At 67.8% G+C, this 21225-nt stretch carries 13 protein-coding genes; 1 reads left to right on the top strand and 12 read right to left on the bottom strand.

Features of this window, described 5'->3' with window-relative positions; genetic code table 11:
- Positions 1–103: 103 nt before the first annotated feature.
- The 12 genes from dpaL to ssnA all read right to left on the bottom strand — a co-directional run bounded on the left by dpaL (position 104) and on the right by ssnA (position 20019).
- Entirely contained in the window at positions 104–1333 is a 1230-nt protein-coding gene (dpaL, locus tag NFR49_RS09085) for a diaminopropionate ammonia-lyase (RefSeq protein WP_251159277.1), read from the bottom strand.
- 291 nt (positions 1334–1624) lie between these two features.
- Positions 1625–2647, bottom strand: a complete 1023-nt coding sequence (locus NFR49_RS09080) for a BMP family protein (protein ID WP_251159276.1) — start codon at positions 2645–2647, stop codon at positions 1625–1627.
- A 79-nt stretch (positions 2648–2726) separates the two neighbouring features.
- Positions 2727–3662: an ABC transporter permease gene (locus NFR49_RS09075; protein ID WP_251159275.1), complete on the bottom strand. Its 936-nt coding sequence runs from the start codon at positions 3660–3662 to the stop codon at positions 2727–2729.
- Positions 3662–4789: an ABC transporter permease gene (locus NFR49_RS09070; RefSeq protein WP_251159274.1), complete on the bottom strand. Its 1128-nt coding sequence runs from the start codon at positions 4787–4789 to the stop codon at positions 3662–3664. The genes NFR49_RS09075 and NFR49_RS09070 overlap by 1 nt, the downstream gene beginning before the upstream one ends.
- Positions 4790–4799: 10 nt before the next feature.
- Positions 4800–6305 carry an ABC transporter ATP-binding protein gene (locus NFR49_RS09065; protein ID WP_251159273.1) on the bottom strand — a complete coding sequence of 502 codons (1506 nt, stop codon included), beginning with the start codon at positions 6303–6305 and terminating at the stop codon, positions 4800–4802.
- A gap of 220 nt (positions 6306–6525) precedes the next feature.
- Positions 6526–8862, bottom strand: coding sequence for a xanthine dehydrogenase subunit XdhA (xdhA, locus tag NFR49_RS09060; RefSeq protein WP_251159272.1), 2337 nt, complete (start codon positions 8860–8862; stop codon positions 6526–6528).
- 195 nt (positions 8863–9057) lie between these two features.
- Positions 9058–9561, bottom strand: coding sequence for a xanthine dehydrogenase subunit XdhC (gene xdhC, locus NFR49_RS09055; RefSeq protein ID WP_251159271.1), 504 nt, complete (start codon positions 9559–9561; stop codon positions 9058–9060).
- Entirely contained in the window at positions 9552–10442 is an 891-nt protein-coding gene (gene xdhB, locus NFR49_RS09050; protein ID WP_251159270.1) for a xanthine dehydrogenase subunit XdhB, read from the bottom strand. The genes xdhC and xdhB overlap by 10 nt, the downstream gene beginning before the upstream one ends.
- Before the next feature lie 3 nt (positions 10443–10445).
- On the bottom strand, positions 10446–12779 hold the full coding sequence (gene xdhA / locus NFR49_RS09045) for a xanthine dehydrogenase subunit XdhA (RefSeq protein WP_251159269.1): 2334 nt from the start codon (positions 12777–12779) through the stop codon (positions 10446–10448).
- 82 nt (positions 12780–12861) lie between these two features.
- Positions 12862–15528 carry a selenium-dependent xanthine dehydrogenase gene (gene xdh, locus NFR49_RS09040; RefSeq protein ID WP_251159268.1) on the bottom strand — a complete coding sequence of 889 codons (2667 nt, stop codon included), beginning with the start codon at positions 15526–15528 and terminating at the stop codon, positions 12862–12864.
- Between the two features lie 97 nt (positions 15529–15625).
- Complete coding sequence (gene ygfK, locus NFR49_RS09035; protein ID WP_251159267.1) at positions 15626–18622, bottom strand: putative selenate reductase subunit YgfK; 2997 nt, start codon at positions 18620–18622, stop codon at positions 15626–15628.
- A gap of 53 nt (positions 18623–18675) precedes the next feature.
- Positions 18676–20019 (bottom strand): putative aminohydrolase SsnA, encoded by a 1344-nt coding sequence (ssnA, locus tag NFR49_RS09030; protein ID WP_251159266.1) that lies wholly within the window; start codon positions 20017–20019, stop codon positions 18676–18678.
- Positions 20020–20469: 450 nt separating this feature from the next.
- On the opposite strand from ssnA, the gene NFR49_RS09025 reads away from it, so the two are divergent.
- Positions 20470–21141: a helix-turn-helix transcriptional regulator gene (locus NFR49_RS09025; RefSeq protein ID WP_251159265.1), complete on the top strand. Its 672-nt coding sequence runs from the start codon at positions 20470–20472 to the stop codon at positions 21139–21141.
- Positions 21142–21225: the final 84 nt, after the last annotated feature.

The raw sequence follows: 21225 nt of genomic DNA, 5'->3' as shown, positions 1-21225 counted from the left end.
TATGGGACCGGTGCCTGTGCGGGCCTCCTCGTGTCTGGGAGGGTCGAAGGGGGTGGCTGGACCCGGCCCGCCGCCGGCCCGGCCACACTCTGGCGATGGATGCCTACCGCTCGACGTCCTCGGTCGGGTAGGCGCCGCCCCAGACCACCTCGCGGTAGCGGACGGGGTCGGTGTCGCCCTCGGTGGAGAAGAGCAGCACACGGGAGTTGCCGTCGAGGCCCAGGGCCTCCTTGAGGTCGGCGTAGTCGGGGTCCTCCATGATGGTGGAGACCACGCCCATGCCCACGGCGCCGGACTCGCCGGACGTGACGGCCGGGTCGCCGGCCAGGGGCGCGGCGAGCATGCGCATGCCCTTGGCGCTCACCCAGTCGGGGCAGCTGACGAAGGCCGTGACGTGGTTGCGCAGGATGTCCCAGCCGATGGTGTTGGGCTCGCCGCAGGCGAGGCCGGCCATGATGGTCTCGAGGTCGCCGCCCACGATGCGCGGTTCGCCGTCGGCGGCCTTGGCGCTCTGGTACAGGCAGTCGGCGGCGCCGGCCTCCATGACCACGAACGTGGGCGGGCAGCTGGGGAACAGGTTGGCGAAGTAGCCCACGACGGAGCTGGCGAGCGAGCCCACGCCGGCCTGGACGAACACGTGGGTGGGACGGTTGACCTCGAGGGCGCGGAGCTGCTCGGCGGCCTCGGAGCTCATGGTGCCGTAGCCCTGCATGATCCAGGAGGGGATCTCCTCGTAGCCGTCCCAGGCGGTGTCCTGGACGATGACGCCGTGCTCGGTCTCGTCGGCCTCCTTGGCGGCCAGGCGCACGCAGTCGTCGTAGTTGAGGTCCTCGATGGTGACCTCGGCGCCCTCCTTGGCGATGTTCTCGAGGCGGGTCTGCGTGGAGCCCTTGGGCATGTGCACGACGGCCTTCTGGCCGAGGCGGTTGGCGGCCCAGGCCACGCCGCGGCCGTGGTTGCCGTCGGTGGCGGTGAAGAAGGTGGCCTGGCCGAAGTCCTTCTGCAGGTCGTCGCCGGTGAGGTAGTCGAAGGTGGTGTCGGCGATGTCGCGGCCGGTCTGCTGCGCGATGTAGCGGGCCATGGCGAAGGAGCCGCCGAGGACCTTGAAGGCGTTGAGGCCGAAGCGGTAGCTCTCGTCCTTGACGTAGAGGCCGCCGAGGCCGAGGCGCCCGGCCATGGCGTCGAGGTCGGCGAGGGGGGTCACGGAGTACTGCGGGAAGCCCTGGTGGAAGGCACGGGCCGCGGCCACGTTCTCCAGGGACATGACGGGAAGGTTGGAGTCCTCACTCTTGGGGCACTTGTTGAGGACCCATTTCATCTCTGGCAGCTGCATGGACGTTCCCTTCCCTGCGACATTGACCACACGTTCAATTTGGGAGCCAAACTTTTTGTTTGGACACCTCAACTATAGTCTGTTCATGGGGGGTTGCAAGGCTCATCCCCCAGAGTCCCCCCAATCGACGCCGTTTACCGGTGGACGGTCGTTCAAGGCCCGTGAGCGGGTATTTTCGCTCCTCCCTCTCCTCGCCGGCTCCATAGGGGAAGGCCCCGGGCGAACACGCTCGCTCCGGGGCCTTCTCGGGCCTGACAAAGGGTCTGCCTGGGGACGGTTGGAGGTCTTGCGTTAGAACTTGCCGTCCTTGAGCTGGGTCACGTACTCCTCGAACTTGGCCTTGGTGTCGGCGTCGACGATCTTGTCGGACACGGCGCCGGCGTAGACGCCGCCGTTGGACAGGTCGCCCTTGATGGTCTTCTTGCCGAAGGAGCCGCTCTCCACGTCGTCCATCACCTCGTTGGTCATCTTCACGTTGTCGGTGACCACGGAGACCAGGATGAGCTCGGGGTCGGTGTCGGTGATGTCGCCGGGCTGGCCAATGTCGAAGTGACCGGCGCCGGCCTCCTTGAGGGCCTCGCGGGCGCCGGTGTCGACGATGGAGGCGTCACCGAACATGACGTCGACGTTGTTGGAGTTGATCATGGTGGTGGCCAGCTCCTTGCCCTTGGCGGCGTCGGAGAAGCTGTTGGAGTAGGCGGTGGTCACCTTGATCTCGGGGTTGATCTTCTGGGCGGCCTCGGTGTAGCCCTTGATCTTGTTGAGGGTGGTGTCGAGCTCCATGGCGCCGATGAAGCCGATGTTGTTGGTCTTGGAGGTCAGGCCCGCCATGATGCCGGCGATCTGGCCGATCTGCACGGTGTCGGGCATGGTGCACTCGATGTTGTCGTAGTCGTTGACCTCGTCGTTGAAGATGCAGAACCTGGCGTCGGGGTTGGACTTGGCGCAGTCCTCGACGGAGGCGGTGTACTGGTTGCCCGGGGCGATGACCAGGTCGTAGCCCTGGTCGACGTAGTCCTGCATGGTGGTGGTCCAGTCGGCCTGGGCGACGTTCTCGGTGTAGGCGGTCTCCCAGCCGTGGTCCTTGGCGGCCTGGACCATGGCGTCGTAGCAGGAGGCGCCCCAGCCGCCGTCGTTCACGGGGCCGTCGAGAATCATGGCGACCTTCTTGCCGGAGCCGCCGCCCTCGGTGCCCGAGTCGCCGGAGCCGGAGTCGGAGTCGCCGGAGCCGCCACAGGCGCTGAGGCCGGCCACGCAGACCACGGCGAGCAGGCCGCACATGAACAGTCCGAGCCATCTCTTGACGTTCTTCATAGACACACCTTTCTCTGCGCACCCCTCTTGTGCGGGGCGCTCTCATGGGCCCTGGGACCAGGGCCCCTTGGGACCTGGGTCAGCGTTCCTCTCGGAAGTAGGGCTTTCCGTTGGCCTTGGGCCCGCCCTTCTGGGCGTTGAAGAAGAACAGGGCGACGATGGTGAACACGTAGGGGATCATGGCGAAGAACTGGTACGGGACCGCGGGGGCGGAGACCTGCAGGGCGATCTGCACGGCATCGAAGAAGCCGAAGAGCAGCGTGGCGCCGAGGATGCCCACCGAGCTCCAGCGGCCGAAGATCACGGCCGCGAGGGCGATGAAGCCGCGGCCGGCCACCACGCCGGTGGCGTAGGTGCTCGTGTAGCAGAGGGTGAGGAAGGCGCCGCCGATGCCGGCGAGGGCGCCGCAGACCACCGAGGCGAGGTACTTGGTCCTGATGGCGTCGATGCCCAGGGTCTCGGCCGCCTGGGGGTTCTCGCCCACGGAGCGGAAGTTGAGGCCGCCGCGGGTGCGGGCGAAGTAGAACCAGCAGAGGGGCACGGCGATGTAGGCCAGGTAGGCGAGGAGCGTCTGGTTGAACAGGATGTCGCCCACGAACGGGATGGCCGAGAGGCCGGGGATGGCCAGCTTGTCCATGGTGGTGCCCTGGACGAGGGTGGAGCCGTCGCCGAAGATGACCTTGTAGGCGAAGGTGGCTATGCCGGGCGCGAGGATGTTGATGGCCATGCCGGTCACCGTCTGGTCCACGCGCAGCGAGACGGTGCAGAAGGCGTAGACCATGTTCACGGCTATGCCCGCCACCGCGCCGCACAGGACGCCGAGCCAGAGGTTGCCGGTCTGGTAGCCCACCACGAAGCCGGTGAAGGCGCCGATGGTCATGAGGCCGTCGAGGCCGATGTTCACGAGGCCGGCGCGCTCGGAGAAGAGCTCGCCCAGGGCCACGAAGAGCAGCGGCACCGTCATGCGGATGGTCGTGGCCAGCACGTCGGGCATGGAGCTGAGGAAGGCTTCCATTACTCGCTCACCTCCACTTTCTGGTCACCGGTGGCCGGGGGCACGAGACCCTCCTGGTCCATGGGACGACGGTTGAGCAGGTTCTTGAAGGTGGGGAGCTTCATGAGGGCCATGCCGGACACCGCGAAGATGATGATGAGGGCGCGGATGATGTCGAGGATGGCGGACGGGACCATGATGCCCACCTGCATGGAGGAGGCGCCGGTGGTGAGCATGCCGAAGAACAGGGCAACCACCATGGAGCCGATCGGGTTGAGCTGGGCGATGAGCGCGATGGCCACGCCCGAGAACCCGAAGCCCGAGCCGAAGCCCGTCATGAGGCGGTACTGGCGCCCGAGGAGGTCGACGGAGCCGCCGAAGCCGGCGATGGCGCCCGAGATCACGAACGAGAGGAGCACGAGGCGCTTGACGGGGAAGCCCGCCACCCGCGCGGCGGTGGGGTTGATGCCCACGGCGCGGATCTTGAAGCCGAAGCTCGTCTTGTAGATGACGTACCAGACCACGACCGCCATGAGGATGGCGATGATGACGCCGAAGTGCATGCGGTCGACGCGGATGAGGTTCACGCTGTCGGCCACGGCGGGCGTCTGGAGGTTGCCGGAGTCGGGGTCGTGGAACGGGCCCGAGTAGATGTAGTTCATGAACAGCGTGGCCACGTAGTTGAGCATGATCGTGGTGATGAGCTCGTTGAGGCCGCGGGTGATCTTCATGACGCCGGGCAGGAGGCCCCAGACGCCGCCGGCGACGATGCCCACGAGGATGCCGAGCAGGACGCCGGGCACGCCCTGGGCGCCCGTGACCTGCAGCACCATCATGGTCACCGTGGCGCCCATGATGAACTGGCCCTCGCCGCCGAGGTTGAAGACGCCGCACTTGTAGGCGAACGCCACGGCGAGCGACGTGAAGATGAGCGGGCACGCGCTCATGAGCGACTGGGCCACGCGCCCGGGGTTGCCGAGGGCGCCGGAGAAGAGCAGGGCGTAGCCCTCCACCGGGTTCTTGCCGAGGCACAGGATGACGATGGCGCCCACCACGAAGGCCAGGAGGATGGCCACGACGGGGATGACGATGCCGAGGGCCTTGTCGCGGTAGCGCTTGCCGAACTTGGTGAATCTGAATCTACTCACTGCCTCTCACCTACTTTCCTGCCATCGCGAGGCTGATCTGGTCGATGGGCGGGTTGTCGCCGGGGTACTCGCCCATGATCTCGCCCTCGAACAGCACCGCGATGCGGTCGGAGAGCTTGAGGACCTCGTCGAAGTCGGCGGAGATGAGGAGCACCGCGCAGCCCTTGTCGCGCTGGGCCACGATGGAGTCGTGGATGAAGTTGGTGGCGCCGATGTCGAGGCCGCGGGTGGGGTACACCGCCACGAGCACCTCGGGGTCGCCGTCGAGCTCCCGGGCCAGGATCACCTTCTGCTGGTTGCCGCCGGAGAGGCTCCTCGCGGTCTGGTTGACCGAGGTGCAGCGGATGTCGTTCTCGACGCGCTTGGTCTCGGCGAACTCCTGGATGGCGCCGGACTTGAGCCAGAGACCGTGGCCGAGGGAGAACCGGTCGGAGTCGGTCTCCTTGAGAATGAGGTTCTGGGCCACGGTCATGTCGCCCACGAGGCCCATCTTGTTGCGGTCCTCGGGGATGTTGCCGAGGCCCTGGTCGATGAAGTCCTCCGGGGAGAACACGGCCACCTTCTCGCCGTTGCGCCACACCTCCCCCGACTCCGGCGCGATGAGCCCGGCCACGAGGGCCGCCACCTGGGACTGGCCGTTGCCGTCGATGCCGGCGATGCCCACGATCTCGCCGCTGTGCACCGTGAGGTCGACGTCCCTCAGGCCGCCGTGCTTCTCCTCGGGGTGGTAGGAGACGCCCTTGATCTCGAGGACCGGGCGATCGCCCGCGACCTTCTCATAGGTGCTCTCCACGTAGTGGTGGCCGATCATGAGGTCGGAGAGCTCCTGGCCCGTGGTGTCGGCCATCTCGAGGGTCTCCACCGACTCGCCGGCGCGCAGCACCGTGACCCGGTCGGAGATGCGGGTGACCTCGCGCATCTTGTGGGAGATGAAGATGACCGACTTGCCCTCGGCCGTGAGCGACCGCATGATCTCGAAGAGGCCCTCGACCTCCTGGTCGGTGAGGACGGCGGTGGGCTCGTCGAGGATGAGCAGCTCGGCGCCGCGGTAGAGCACCTTGAGGATCTCGACGCGCTGCTGCATGCCGATGGACATCTCGCTCACGGGAAGGTCGAGGTCCACCTCGAGGCCGTAGCGCTCGGCCAGCTCCATGATGGCCTTCTTGTCCTTGGCCTCCTCGATGAGGGGCGACGGGTTGACCTTGGAGCCGAGGATGATGTTCTCGAAGCCCGTCATGGCCTCGATGAGCATGAAGTGCTGGTGCACCATGCCGATGCCGTGCTCGACGGCGACTGCCGGAGAGGTGATGTGGACCTCCTCGCCCCCCATGAAGATCCTGCCCTCCGTGGGCTGGTAGAGCCCGATGAGGATGTTCATGAGGGTGGACTTGCCCGCCCCGTTCTCTCCGAGGAGCGTGTGGACCTCGCCGCGCCTGATATCGAGGTTCACGCCGTGGTTGGCGTAGAACGTCCCGAAGCGCTTGCTGATCCCCTCCATCCGCAGCAGTTCTTCCATACGACCGCCTTTCTCGGGATGACGACGATCCGGTGCCGGGCGTGGGCCGCGCCCGCGGTACAGGGAAAATAAGGGAACCCGTTGAGGTACATCCCTCATTTTCAATCCACCTTACACGCCCGTTCCCCAAACGTTCAGTTTGGTTCTGCGAACGGAAAATAAGGGGAAACCGAAGGGCGCGGCCCACGTTTGTGCTATGGGCACACTGTATGGAAGAACGTCAGACCAGGCCGGCCTCCTTGAACCCCTCGAAGAGGCGCTGGGGCGTCATGGGGGCCTCGTAGAGCTTCACGCCCGTGGCGTCGAGGATGGCGTCGCGGATGGCCGGGGCGGCGGGGATGGCCGGCGGCTCCCCCAGGGACTTGTTGCCGAAGGGGCCCGTGGGGTCCCAGGTCTCCACGAACTCGGCCGTGAGGTCGGGCAGGTCGAGCATGGTGGGGATCTTGTAGTCGAGGAAGTTGTCGTTCAGGGTCCGGCCGGTGGCGGGGTCCTCGATGAGCTCCTCGAACAGGCCGAACCCCACGGACTGGGCGATGCCGCCGTGGACCTGGCCGGCGGCCGTGGCCGGGTTGATGATGCGCCCGGAGTCATGGACCTGGACGACGTTCTTGACCTCCACCTTGCACAGGGGGACGTCCACCTCCACCTCCACGAAGCAGGCGCCGAGGCAGAAGGAGTTGAGGTCGGTCTGGGCCGTGCCCTCGGCGCTGATCTGCTGGGAGTCGGTGCGGGAGTAGTACGCGATGCAGGAGAGCTCGCCGAGGCTCATGAGGGGCTCGAGGTGGTCCCTGTCGGGGCCGCCCACGATCTGGCCGTCCACGAGGTCGAGGTTCTGACCGTCGGGGATGAGGCCGGCGGCGTAGGTGAGGATCTTCTCCCTGAGCTGGGCGGCCACCTTCTTGATGGCGATGCCGGTGACGTAGGTCTGGCGGCTGGCGTAGGCGCCGGCGCCGTAGGGGCTCACGTCGGTGTCCTGGGTGGACAGGATGTGCACCGCCTCGAAGGGCACGCCCACCGCGTCGGCGCACATCTGGCACATGACGGTGTCGCAGCCCTGGCCGATCTCGGTGGCACCGAGCTCGAGCATGACCGATCCGTCCTCGGCCAGCAGCATGCGGGCGCTGGCGGTCTCGAGCTCGAGGCCGGCGACGGAGCACTTGTAGCACAGGAGCGCCATGCCCACGCCGTGGCGCACGGGGCCGGTCTCGTCGGCGTAGAGGCGCTTCTTCTCGTCCCAGCCGATGAGCTCCTTGCCCCGCTCGACGCACTCGGGCAGCCCGTTGGAGACGCAGACCAGGGGTGCCGGCCAGAACGGGTCGGAGTAACCGAGCTTGATGGCGTTGTTGAGACGGAACTCGGCGCCGTCCCAGCCCATGTCGTAGGCGATGTCGCTCATCATGCACTCGGCCGCCCAGGTGCTCTCGGGCACGCCGTAGGCGCGCATGGCGCCGGCGGTGGACTGGTTGGAGTAGTAGGTGAGGGCCTTGGTGTAGCAGGCCTTCTCCTGGCCCGAGTACATGTAGCGGAACGACCCCTGGCCGTTGGCGACGATGGCCTGGCCGTGGCTGGCGTAGCCGCCGGAGTTGGAGTAGCCCTCGCAGGAGCGGGCCACGAGGTTCATGTCGTCGTCCCAGCTGGCCTCGGCCACGAAGCGCTTGGGCTGGCGGGAGCGCGTGTAGGCGAAGACCTCCTCGCGGGTGAGCTCGAGCAGCACGCAGCGGCCGCCCACCTTCTTGCAGAGCCAGGCGTTGAGGGGCTCGTAGAGCACGTCCTGCTTGTTGCCGAAGCCGCCGCCCACGCAGGGCTTGATCACGCGGACGTCGCCCCAGGGGATCTCGAGGGCGAGGCCGATGGAGTGGCGGATGATGTGCGGAATCTGGGTGGAGGTGACGCAGACGATGCGCTTGCCCTCCATGTAGCAGTAGGACAGGCACGTCTCGATGTGGGCCTGCTGCTGGCGCGGCGTGGCCATGACGTAGGAGCCGTGGTGCCAACGGGGGTCGGCGTGGATCTCCTCGATGGAGCCGTAGCCGGTGCCCTCGAGGTCGGTGCGGGTGTCCCACTCGGCGTGGACGTTGCCGGGGCACTCCTCGTGGACGGGCGGGGCGCCGGCCGGCGGGTTCACGGCGTCGTCGTAGTCGAAGATGATGGGGTACTCCTCGTACTCCACCTCGATGAGCCTCACGGCCCTGTCGGCGGTCACGGAGTCCTCCGCGACGACGGCGGCGATGTTGTCGCCGTACTGGCGCACCCTGGCGTCGAGGATCTTGCGGTCCTCGATGTCGCCGCGGTGGGCCGGGTCGACCACCCACGGGTGGCCGGCGGTGTAGATCTGGTAGCTGGGCAGGTCGGGGTCGAAACAGGTCCAGACGCCCACCACGCCCGGAAGCCGCTCGGCCTTGGAGGTGTCGATGGACACCACCCGTCCCGAGGCGATGGTGGAGCGCACCACCTTGGCTACGAGGTGGGGGTTGGGTACGAGATCGGCCGTGAACTGGGCTCGGCCGGTGACCTTGTCGATTGCATCGACGCGCGTCACGCTTCTTCCTATGGCCATAGTTACCCCTTCGGGAAAACGTGAGTGTAGACGCGGGTGCTATGGCGGGAGTCCTAGGAGTATGCTCGAAGCTAAGGTACAGTCGGCCGGGCGGCGGGCCATCGGGCCCTCCCGCCGGTCACCTGTCTCCTTGCATTCCGTGCGGCGCCCCGCTCCCGCCAGGTCCTGGGGCGCCGCACGGTCACGTTCCGGGCGTCAGGCGGCGTCGCCATCCTCCCCCACCATGCCGTTGACGAGGTTCACGGCCTTCTCAACAGCGGTGACGATGTTCTGGTAGCCGGTGCAGCGGCAGAGGTGCCCCGAGAGGGCCTTGCGGATCTCGTCGCGGGTGTAGGTCTTGCCGGAGCGCACGAGCTCCTCGGCCGACATGATGATGCCGGGGATGCAGAAGCCGCACTGGACGGCGAACTCGTCGATGAAGGCCTGCTGGACGGGGTCGAGGGTGCCGTCGGCGGCCTGGAGACCCTCGACGGTCTCGATGGTCTTGCCCTCGGCCCACGCGGTGAGGTAGAGGCAGGTGTCGGTGGCCACGCCGTCGATGAGGACGGTGCAGGCGCCGCACTCCCCCACCTCGCAGCCGCGCTTGACGGAGGTGAGGCCGAGGCGGTCGTGCAGGGTGTCGAGAAGGCACTCGCGGACGTCGTAGCCCACCTGGACGGGCTTGCCGTTGACGGTGCAGCTCAGGATTCTCATTTCCATGATGCGCTGGAACCTCCCTTGTTGGCGGCGTTCACCAGAGCGCGCCTGGTCATCTCTTTGATCAGTTGCATGCGGAAGTCCTTGGAGGCGCGCCAGGAGTCGCGGGGGTGCAGGTCCTCCAGGGCGGCGTCGCCCACGACGGCGGCCGCCTCGGCCACGGTCTTGCCCCGGGCGGCGTCCTCGGCCGCCTTGGAGCGGCACGGGTTGGGGCCGGCCACGCCGTAGGCGAAGCGGACGTCCTCGATGGTCTCATGGTCGGCGGCGAGCTTGACCAGGCAGCAACACCCCATGGTGGCGATCTCCAGGGCGTTGCGCTTGCCGTACTTGATGTAGTCGCCGGTGAACCCCTCGTAATGGTCGCGGGGGATCTGGATGGAGACGAGCAGCTCGTTCTGCTCGCGCACGGTCTTGCCCGGGCCCGCGTACCACTCCTCGATGGGCACCACGCGCTGGCCGTCGGGCCCCTCGAGCACCATCCTGGCGCCGAGGGCGAAGAGCGTGGAGGCGGTGTCGGCCGAGGTGATGCCGTTGGCCACGTTGCCGCCGATGGTGCCGGAGACGCGGAGCTGGGGGCCGCCGGGGGTGTCGCAGGCGTCGCAGAGCACCGGGATGCGCTCCTGGCAGATGGGGTCGCGGTTCACCGCCTGGAACCAGGTGATCGGGCCGATGCAGATGGTCTCGTCGTCGGTGACGGTGACGCCCCAGAGCTCGTCTCTGAGCTCGTGGATGGACACCAGCTCCGTGGGGCCGAAACGCCCCTCGCGGATCTGGACCAGGACGTCGGTGCCACCGGCGATCACCTTGGCCTCGGGGTGTTCGGTGAGGTGCCTCACGGCGTCTTGGACGCTCGTTGCCTCGTGGAAGTAGGTGATGTCATACATAGGTTAGATCAATCCCTCCTTCTTGAATCCCTCAAAGAGCCTTTGAGGGGTCATGGGCGCCTCGTAGAACTTGACGCCCGTGGCGTTGAGGATCGCATCGCGCACCGCGGGGGCGGCGGGGATGCACGGGCACTCGCCGAGTGCCTTGTTGCCGTAGGGGCCGGTGGGGTCGTAGGTCTCCACGAAGTCGGCCGTGAGGTCGGGCAGGTCCATCATGGTGGGGATCTTGTAGTCGAGCAGGTTGTTGTTGCGGATGGACCCGTCCTTGGGGTTGGTGAGCAGCTCCTCGGAGAGCGCCATGCCCACGGACTGGGCGATGCCGCCGTGGACCTGCTGCTCGGCGGTCTTGGGGTTGATGATCACGCCGGAGTCGTGCACCTCCACCACGTCGTTGACCGTGACCTTGGCCATGGGGATGTCCACGGTGAGGTCGACGAAGCAGGCGCCCATGGCGAACGTGTTCTCCTGGACGTTGATGCCGTCCTGGGCCTCGATCTGCTTGGCGTTGGTGGGGTGGTAGTACGACTGGATCGACACCTCGCCGATGGTGGTCACCTCGTTGCCGGCGACGTCGTAGATGACGCCGTCGCGCATGTCGAAGGGACCCTGGCGCTTGGGGTTGAGGAAGGCGGCGTAGTCGAGGATCTTCTCGCGCAGCTCCTCGGCCACCTTGCGGCAGGCGGTGCCGGCCACGTAGGTCTGGCGGCTGGCGTAGGCGCCGGAGTCGTAGGGCGTGACGTCGGTGTCCTGCTGGCTGACGATGTGGACCGTCTCGGTGGGCACGCCCACGGTCTCGGCGGCCATCTGGGAGAAGACGGTGTCGGCGCCCTGGCCGATCTCGGTGGCGCCCATCTGCAGCATGATGGAGCCGTCCTGGGCGAGGTGCATGCGGACGTTGGAGGTCTCGAGGGAGAGGCCGGCCACCGACGTCTTGTAGGAGAAGAGGGCCATGCCCACGCCGCGGCGCACGGGGCCGGTCTGGTCCTTGTAGGCGGCGCGCTTCTCGTCCCAGCCGATGAGCTCCTTGCCCTTGGCCACGCACTCGTCGATGCCGCGGGAGTAGCAGCAGAGGGGACCGGGCCAGAACGGGTCCTTGTAGCCGAGCTCCATGAAGTTGTTGAGGCGGAACTCGGCGCCGTCCCAGCCCATGTCGTAGGCGATGTCGCTCATGAGCACCTCGGCCGCCCAGTTGCCCTCGGGCACGCCGTAGGCGCGCATGGCGCCGGCGCAGGTCTCGTTGGAGTAGAACGTGGTGGCCACGCCGTGGTGCGCCAGCTCCTTGGCGGAGTACTCCTGGCGGAACGAGTTGGCGGTGTTGGCCATGAGCGCGTGGCCGTGGGCGGCGTAGGAGCCCTGGTTGGACCAGCCCTCGAGGCTGCGGGCCTTGAGGTTCATGTCGTCGTCCCACGCGGCGTCGATGTGGCACTCCTTGGGCTGGCGGGAGCGCGTGTAGGCGAAGACCTCCTCGCGGGTGAGCTCGAGCAGCACGCAGCGGCCGCCCACCTTCTCGCAGAGCCAGGCGTTGAGGGGCTCGTAGAGGATGTCCTGCTTGTTGCCGAAGCCGCCGCCGATGTAGGGCTTGATAACGCGGATGTCGCCCCACGGGCGCCCGAGCGCCTGGGCCACGATGCGGCGGCAGATGTGGGGCAGCTGCGTGGAGGAGACCACCACGATGCGGTCGCCCTCGCCGTAGGCGAAGGAGAGGCAGAGCTCGATGTGGGCCTGGGATTGGCGCGGCGTCTTGACCTCGATGTGGGTGCGGTGCCACTGGGGGTCGTCGAGGATCTGCTCGACGGTCTCGTAGCCGCCCTGGACCTCGGTGCGGTTGTCAACGTGGGCGATGATGTTGTTGGGGCGCGCCTCGTGCAGCGGCGGGAAGTCCTCGGGACGGTCCACGGCTTCGAAGCGCGTGAGCTCGAGCGGGTACTCCTCGTACTCCACCTTGACGGCGCGCACGGCGCGGTCGGCCGCCACGGTGTCCTCGGCCACGACCGCGGCCACGACGTCGCCGTACTGGCGCACGCGCTGGGTGAGGATGTTGCGGTCCTGGATGTCCTGGTGGCCCGGGTCGCACGACCAGGGGTGGCCGGCGGTGCCGAAGGGCTGCTGGGGAAGGTCGGGGTCGAAGCAGGTGTAGACACCCACCACGCCCGGAATCCTCTCCGCCTCGGCGGTGTCGATGGACACCACGCGGCCGTTGCCGACGGTGGCGAGCACCATCTTGGCCACCAGGTGGTCCGTGGGCAGGAGGTCGTAGCAGTACTTGGCCCTGCCCGTGACCTTGTCGAAGGCGTCAACTCTCTTGAGCGGCCTTCCTACCTCCTTGAACTCCTTCATCGATCGACCTTCTTTCAAAAGATCTCCTGGCGCCTCCGGGGCCGGGCCCCGGAGGCGCGCGGTTTCCTCTGCCGACGCTCCCCTACTCGGCCTTCTTGGCGGCCTTCTTGGCGGCCATGGCGGCGGCGATCTGCTCGGGCGTCATCTTGGCGGCCTTCTTGGGCTTCCTGGCGTAGGGGGTGTCCTCCATGGGGAGCTTGTTGCGGACCTTGCCGTCGCGGGCCATGTACGCGCCGGCGATGGCCTGGGCCGTGGGGATGGAGCTGATCTCGCCGATGCCCTTGGCGCCGTAGGCGAAGGGCAGGAGCTCGTCCTTCTCGACGTAGATGGCGTGGATGTCGGGGATGCGGTCGGCCCTGAGCAGCCCCAGGGTGCCGTACTTGGCCGTGGGCACGCAGTCCTTGAGGGGGAAGTCCTCGGTGAGGCCGTAGCCCATGGACATGAGCACGCCGCCCTCGATCTGGCCCTGGATGGCGATGGGGTTGACCACCTTGCCGGAGTCGTGGGCCTGCCAGATCTGGTCGACGTAGCCCTCCTCGTCGAGGATGGCCACGGAGGTGGCGAACCCGTAGGCCACGTGGCTCTTGGGATAGGGCACGTCGGCGCCGAGCTTGTCGGTGGGGTCGAAGAACTCCTCGTAGTACTCGCGGCCCTCGAGGGCGGCGAGGTCGCCGCCGGCAGCGTCGAGGTCGGCCCGGAGGTCGGCGGCCACCATGCGCACGGCCTCGCCGGAGATGAGCGTCTGGCGCGAGCCGGAGGTGGTGCCGGAGTCGGGGCCGAGCTCGCTGCTCACTGGCATCATGCGCACCTTGTCCAGGGGCAGACCCGACGCCTCGCAGGCCATCTGGGCGAAGACCGTCTTGCAGCCCTGGCCGATGTCGGACGCGGCGCAGTAGACGCAGGCCACGCCGTCGCGGACCACGATGCGGGCGCGGCCCTTGTCGGGCAGGCCCACGCCCACGCCGGCGTTCTTCATGGCGCACGCCACGCCCGCATGGTCGGCGTTGGCCTCGTAGACGTCGCGCACGGCCTCGAGGGTCTCCTTGAGGGCGGTGGAGCAGTCGGCGATCTGGCCGTTGGGCAGCACCTTGCCGGGCTCGATGGCGTTGCGGTAGCGAATCTCCCAGGGCGAGATGCCGGCCTTCTCGGCGAGGAGGTCGAGGCAGACCTCGAGGGCGTACTCGGTCTGGCAGACGCCGAAGCCGCGGAACGCGCCCGCGGGCGGGTTGTTGGTGTAGTAGCCGTAGCCGCGGATGTCGGTGTTCTGGTAGCAGTAGGGGCCCGGGGCGTGGGTGCAGGCACGCTCGAGGACGGGGCCGCAGAGCGATGCGTAGGCGCCGGTGTCGAAGTAGACGTCGCAGTCGAGGCCCACGAGAATGCCGTCCTCGTTGCAGCCCACGGTGAAGGTGGCCTCCATGGCGTGGCGCTTGGGGTGGAAGCGGATGGACTCGTCGCGGGTGAGCTTGGCCTTCACCGGGCGGCCCACGGCACGGGCCGCGAGGACGGCCAGGTGCTGCACGGAGACGTCCTCCTTGCCGCCGAAGCCGCCGCCCACGAGGGCGTTCTCCACCACGACGCGCTCGGGCTCGTCGTCCCACCCGAACATGTGGGCGACCTCCTTGCGGGTGTCGAAGACGCTCTGGTCGGTGGTGACGATGCGCACGCCGCCCTCCGTGGGCCACGCCACGGCGCACTCGGGCTCGAGGAACGCGTGCTCGGTGAAGGGCGTGGTGAAGCTCTCGGTGACGGTGTGGGCCGCCTCGGCGAGCGCCGCCTTGGCGTCGCCGCGGGTGATATGGCGCTGCTGGCAGAGGTTGCCGCCCTCGTGGACGGCGGGGGCGCCCTCGGCGGCGGCCTCGTGCACGTTGCGGACGGGCTCGAGGACCTCGTACTCCACCTTGACGGCGCGCTTGCCCTCCTCGAGGGCGCGCTCGTTCTCCGCCACGACGAGGGCCACGGCGTCGCCCACGCAGCGGGTGACGTCGCCCTCGGCGATCATGACGTCCCAGTCCTGCTGGAGGTGGCCCACCTTGTTGACGGGGACGTCCCCGGCCGTGAGCACGGCGAGCACACCGGGGACCTCGAGGGCCTCGGAGGTGTCGATGGAGACCACGCGGGCGCGGGGGTGCGGGGTGCGCACGGCGCTGGCGTGGGCCATGCCCTCCTCGTAGATGTCGTCGGGGTACTGGCCGTAGCCGAGCACCTTCTCGCGGACGTCCAGGCGGAAGGCGAGGTCGCCCACGCCGAAGCCGTCGGCGCCGTTCTCGAGGGCCTCGTCCACGGGGGCCTCGCCGCGCAGCACCGCCGCGGCCAGCTGGATGGCCTCGATGATCTTCTTGTAGCCGGTGCAGCGGCAGATGTTGTTCTTGATGGCCTTCTTGACGTCGTCCTCGGAGGGGTCCGGGTTGCCGTCGATGAGGGCCTTGGCCGCCATGACCATGCCGGGCGTGCAGAAGCCGCACTGGACGGCGCCCTTGGCGCCGAAGGCGTAGACGAAGGCGTCCTTCTCGGCGTCGGTGAGTCCCTCGCAGGTGACGATGGTCTTGCCCTCGGCCTTGGCGGTGTTGAGCACGCAGGCCTTCTGGGCCTTGCCGTCGACGACGATGGTGCAGGTGCCGCAGGCTCCCTGGCTGCACCCGTCCTTGACGGAGGTGAGGTGCAGGTCGTCGCGCAAGAAGCGCAGCAGGGGCTTCTTCTCTGAGGTGCTCACCTGGCACCCGTTGACGGTGAAGGTGTAGACGTCTTCCACAGGGCACTCCTTCCTACTGAAATATCTGTTCCCTTGAATTCCGATCCTATGAGAAGGACCGTTCGACTAATTGAAGTCGAACGGTCCTCGTTCTCCCTTACCTGCAGAGAAGGTAGGCGTAGTCCCTCCGGACCGCCTGGATGGTCCTCCGGACCCCCTCGGGGAGCCCGCAGGCCTCGTCGTCGGGGTCGAAGACGGCCACCTGGCCGTCGAGGCGCACCTTCACGCCGCCGTCGGCCTCGAGGAAGCCCTCGTTCCCGGAGTTCTCGAAGTCCTCCTCGCTCCAGAACACCGTGAGCTTGTCCTTGTAGGGACGGCCCTCGGAGTACGGGCAGAAGACGGCGCAGTTGCCGCACTCGTTGCACATGCCGTCCACATGGACGATCTGGCGCTGGCGCATGCCGGGCACACGCACGGCGACGTTGGCCCGGTTGGGGCAGACCTCGACGCAGGCCTCGCACACCGTGGGGCACCCGAGGCAACGGGTGGGGGTGCAGTGGCTGCAGTCGTGGGCCACGTTGCCGCGGGTGGCCAGGGCGCGGCCGTACTCGGGGTCGATGTTCTGGGCCGACTGGCCGTTGAAGTCGCAGCCCGAGATGGACGCGGCGACCACGGCGGCGTCGGCGATGGCCTCCACGATGGTGGCCGGCCCGCGGCGGGCGTCGCCGGCGACCCAGACGCCCTCGACGTTGCTGGCGAGGTTGCCGGACACGGCGGGGATGCCGCGGTCGGTGATCTCGACGCCGGCCGACTCGAACAGGCCGCGCTCGACCTTCTCGCCCACGGCCACGATGACGGAGGTGGCGGGCACCTCGACGGTCTCGCCCGTGGGCTCGGGGCGGCGGCGTCCGGAGGCGTCGGGGGCGCCGAGGGCCATGACGTCGCAGGTGAGGCTGCCGTCGTGGAGCTTGCCCGGGCTCAGGAGCTCCATGAACTCCACGCCGTCCTCGAGGGCGAACACGAGCTCCTCCTCCTCGGCGGGCATGTAGCGGCGGTTGCGGCGGTAGACGAGGCGCACGTTCTCGACGCCGGGGATGCGCTTGGCGGCGCGGGCCACGTCCATGGCGGTGTTGCCGCCGCCGATGACCACGACGTCGGTGCCGAGGTCGAGGGTCTCCGGGGACTCCTTGGCCTGGGCCAGGAACTCCAGGGCGTCGAGCTCGTCGCCCTCGGCGAGGACCTGGGACGCGGGGGCCCAGGCGCCGGTGGCCACGACGACGTCGGTGAAGCCCTCGTCCTTGAGGGCGTCGACGGAGTCCACCTCCACGCCGCAGCGCACCTCGGCGCCGTAGGCCAGGCAGAGGTCGATGTCCTTCTGGATGTCCTCGTCGGCGATGCGGAAGCCGGGGATCACGTGGCGCACGACGCCGCCGAGGGACTCGGCGCGCTCGAAGATGGTGGCGGGGACGCCGGCGCGGGTGAGGAAGCAGGCGCAGGCGAGGCCGGCAGGGCCACCGCCGACGATGGCCACGCGGCGGTCGGAGGACTTCTCGGTGGCGGCGAGGGAGGGGGCCACGGCGGCGAAGCCACGCTTGGCGGCCTCGAGCTTGGCCTCGCGGATGAGCACGTGGGCATCGACGTAGTTGCGCATGCAGGAGTCGGTGCAGTGGTGCGGGCAGAGGGTGCCGGTCATGAAGGGCAGCGCGTTGCGCTCGAGGACGATGCGCAGGGCGTCGGCGTAGCGGCCCTCGTCCACGGCGCGGAGGTAGCCGGGGATGTCCTGGTGGATGGGGCAGTCGTGGCGGCACGGGGCCGTGAAGCAGTCGGTGAGCGGGAGCTCGCCGGGGATGTGGCGCTCGGGCAGCGGCTTGATGGGCTTGCGGCAGGCGTCGCCGTGGGCGGCCTCGTCGGCGAGCTCGGCGATGCGCTCGGGGTCGGCGCCGGTGAAGGCCTCGCCGGGCAGCTCGGTGAGCAGGCCCGTGATCTGGGAGAGGCGCTCGTAGCCGCCGGGCTTGAGGATGGTGGTGGCCACGGTGACCGGCCAGATGCCGGCGGAGACCAGGTCGGCCATGTTGTGGGCGTCGGCGCCGCCGGAGTACGACATGCGCAGGGTGCCGTCGAAGCGCTCGGCGATCTTGGCGGCCAGGGCGATGGAGAGCGGGTAGAGGGAGCGGCCGCTCATGTACATCTCCTCGCTGGGGAGCTCGGAGCGGGTGACGTCGACCGGGAAGGTGTTGGTGAGCTTCACGCCGAACTCGAGGCCGCGCTCGTCGCAGAGGGCGCGCAGGCGCTCGATCATGGGGACGGCGTCGGCCCACTGGAGGTCCTCGACGAAGTGATGGTCGTCGAAGGCGATGTAGTCGTAGCCCAGGCCGTCGAGGGTGGTGCGGGCGAACTCGTAGCCGAGCAGCGTGGGGTTGCACTTGACGTAGGTGTTGAGCCCCTTCTCGCAGATGAGGTGGGTGGCGATCTTCTCGATCTCGGCGGGCGGGCAGCCGTGGAGGGTGGACTCGGTAATGGAGGCGGAGACATGGGGCGTGATGGAGTCGACGAAGGCCTCGTCCACCACCTCGAACAGGTCGAGGTGGTCGCGGGTCCACGCGATGGCCTCCTTGAAGACCTCGGTGTCGGAGGCGTCCTTCATGCCCTCGATGTAGGCGTCGATCTTAGGGGTGGTGATGCCCTCGTAGTCGTAGCCCACGCTCATGTTGAAGACGAAGCCGTCGGGGTCGCCGAAGCCGAACTCGCGGGCGATGAGCTTGCAGGCCACCCAGGCCTTGACGTACTCGGCGAAGGCCTGGGGCACGGTGAGCTCGGTGGACCACTCGCAGTTGTATGCCTCGTCGGACGCGAGGATGCAGGGCTTGGGGACGCAGGCGGAGAGCTCGGCGCCGTCCATCTTCTGGACGGTCTTGAGCTCGAAGAACCGGGCGCCGCACACATAGCCGGCCACGAGGTTCTGGGCGAGCTGGGTGTTGGGGCCGGCGGCCATGCCGAAGGGGGTCTCGATGCGCTCGTCGAAGATGGGGAAGGCGCGGTCGGGGTCGCAGCGCACGACGCGCTGCTCGCCGAAGACGGTGCCCTTGGTGCGGTACTCGTCGAGGATCCAGGTCATAAGGTGGTCGAAGCCGATGGGGCGCATGATGTCGCTCATGGGTGTCCTATCTGTCGGGGCCGGGGTGCCGGCCGCTTCCTTTGGGGTGAGGATCAGTACTGGCGGTCGTTGAGGTCGCCCCAGAGGAGCTTCGACTGCTCGAGGGTCCAGGCGTTGATGGCAGCCTCGTCCACGTCAACGAACTCGCGGTCCTTGTAGACCACGCGGCCGTTGATGACGGTGGTGCGGCAGTTCTTGCCCATCATGCCGAAGAGCATGTGGCCGTCGACGTTCTCGTCGGAGAACGGGGTGAAGACGTTGTAGTCGAAGACGGCCACGTCGGCGGCGGCACCGGGGGCGAGCTTGCCCAGGGTGCGGCCGAAGTACTTCTCGCCCATGGCGGGGTTGTTCTGGAACAGCATGGTCATGGCCTCGCCCCAGGCGACGTTGGGCATGCCGGCGTTGTGGCGCTGGATGGCGACGAAGACCTTGAGGCTCTCGAGCATGTCGTTGGTGTAGGCGTCCGTGCCCAGACACACGGGGATGCCGCGGCGGAAGAACTCGAGCACCGGCGAGCAGCCCACGGCGTTGCCCATGTTGGACTCGGGGTTGTTGACGAGCCAGGTGCCGGTCTCCTTGACGATGTCCATCTCGGCCGGGGTGACGTGGATGCAGTGGCCGAGCATGGTCTTGGGGCCGAGCAGGCCGTGGTTGAGCAGGCGCTCCACCGGACGCACGCCGTAGTGGTTCTCCAGGGAGTCGTAGACGTCGTTCATGCCCTCGGACACGTGGATGTGGAAGCCCGTGAGGCCGTCGTTGGCCTCGGCCATGAGGTCCATGGTCTCGTCGGAGAGGGTGAAGGTGGCGTGGCCGCCGAACATGGCGGCGATCATGGAGGAGTCCTCCTTGGCGCACCAGCGGGCGAAGTCGGCGTTCTCCTTGATGCCCTGGTCGCGCTTCTCGACGCCGTCGCGGTCGGAGACCTCGTAGCAGAGGCAGGCGCGCATGCCGAGCTCGGCGCAGACGTCCTTGATGGCGAAGAGCGAGCCCGGGATCTCCTTGAAGCTGGCGTGGTGGTCGAAGATGCAGGTCACACCGTCGCGGATGGAGTCGAGGACCGTGGCGTAGGCGCAGGCGCGGGTGCCGTCGAGGGTGAGGTGACGGTCGATGTTCCACCACTGCTGCTCGAGGTTCTCGAGGAAGTTGTGGGGGTCGCAGCCCTTGATGGCCAGGCCGCGGGCGAGGCCCGAGTAGATGTGCGTGTGGCAGTTGACAAGGCCCGGCATGATCACGCCGCCGTGGGCGTCGACGTAGTCGGCGCCGGGGTTGGCGGCCTTGAGGGCCGCCTCGTCGCCCACCTCGACGATGGTGTCCCCGTCGATGAGGACGGCCCCCTGCTCGAGGTAGGGGTTGGCGGCGTCGCGGGTGATGACCCTTCCGTTACCGATAAGCAGCATAGGGTGTCTCCTTGTGCCGTGTCGCAGATCAGCTACGACTAAAACAGACCGTGGCATGGGCCCTCTCATGCCCCGCCATCCGTGTTCGCCCCAAGGACAGGACCCGGACCGGATGTCCGGCAGTTCAGACAAAATACAGTTTGCGTTTTGGAGCCAAACTTTTTGTCTGTATCCCATCTTGGCACGAGAAGGAAGGGATGCCCCCGCGCTCTCGGCGTGCGGTCGATTTGCGGCGCAAGCGGAAGAAACCGCCAGCGCTGGCAGCTGAATCTTACAGGGACCGTTCACCGTCGCCCTAAAGGGGGAGCACCCTCCCCCACTCCCCTAATCATTACTTTTTTCCTTGTCCCCCGTTATTCCCTTGTGGGAATATCGATAAAGAACGAGGGGACACCGCCGCGGACACCTATACTGTCTAGCCATCGGGACCCCGTGGCGGGAGGAGCATCCGTGACGTCAGCGCGAATCGAGTTTCTGAGCCGGCTGGCCAAGGGCCTGGCCGCCCAGTTCGGCCCCAACTGCGAGGTGGTCATCCACGACCTCGAGGCCGCCGACCCCCAGCACACCGTGGTGGCCATCGAGAACGGCCACGTGAGCGGCCGCTTCATCGGGGACGGCCCCTCCAACGTGGTGCTCCAGTCGCTCAGCGGCGACCCGCGGGCCCTCCAGGACCGCTACGCCTACATCACCCGGACGGAGGACGGCCGCATCCTGAAATCGAGCACCGTCTTCTACCGCGACGACGACGGCAGGCCCACGGCCCTGCTCTCCATCAACTTCGACATCACGATGCTCGTGGCCGCCCAGAACTCCATCGGCACCCTCACCGCCCACGAGGCCTCGGCCGAGGAGAACGCCCCCACCATCCCCCACAACGTCTCCGACCTGCTCGACGACCTCATCGAGCAGAGCGTGCGCCTGGTGGGCAAGCCCGTGGCCCTCATGAACAAGGCCGAGCGCATCAAGGCCATCGGCTTTCTCAACGACTCCGGCGCCTTCCTGGTGCGCCAGTCCAGCCAGAAGGTGTGCTCCTACTTCGGCATCTCCAAGTACACCCTCTACAGCTACCTCGACGAGGCCAAGGCCGCGGCCGAGGGGACCAAGGACGACGGGGGCCGCTGACCGCCCTCCCCTGCCGACGCACATATCCGACCGACGCACATATATAAGAGAAGGGGCCGCATCCGGTGGGATGCGGCCCCTTCC

The organism is Caniella muris (genome assembly GCF_943193035.1).
In the GTDB taxonomy this organism is placed as follows: domain Bacteria; phylum Actinomycetota; class Coriobacteriia; order Coriobacteriales; family Atopobiaceae; genus Granulimonas; species Granulimonas faecalis.
The sequence above is the reverse complement of the archived record's forward strand: the minus strand, read 5'-3'. Positions and strand labels throughout refer to the sequence as shown.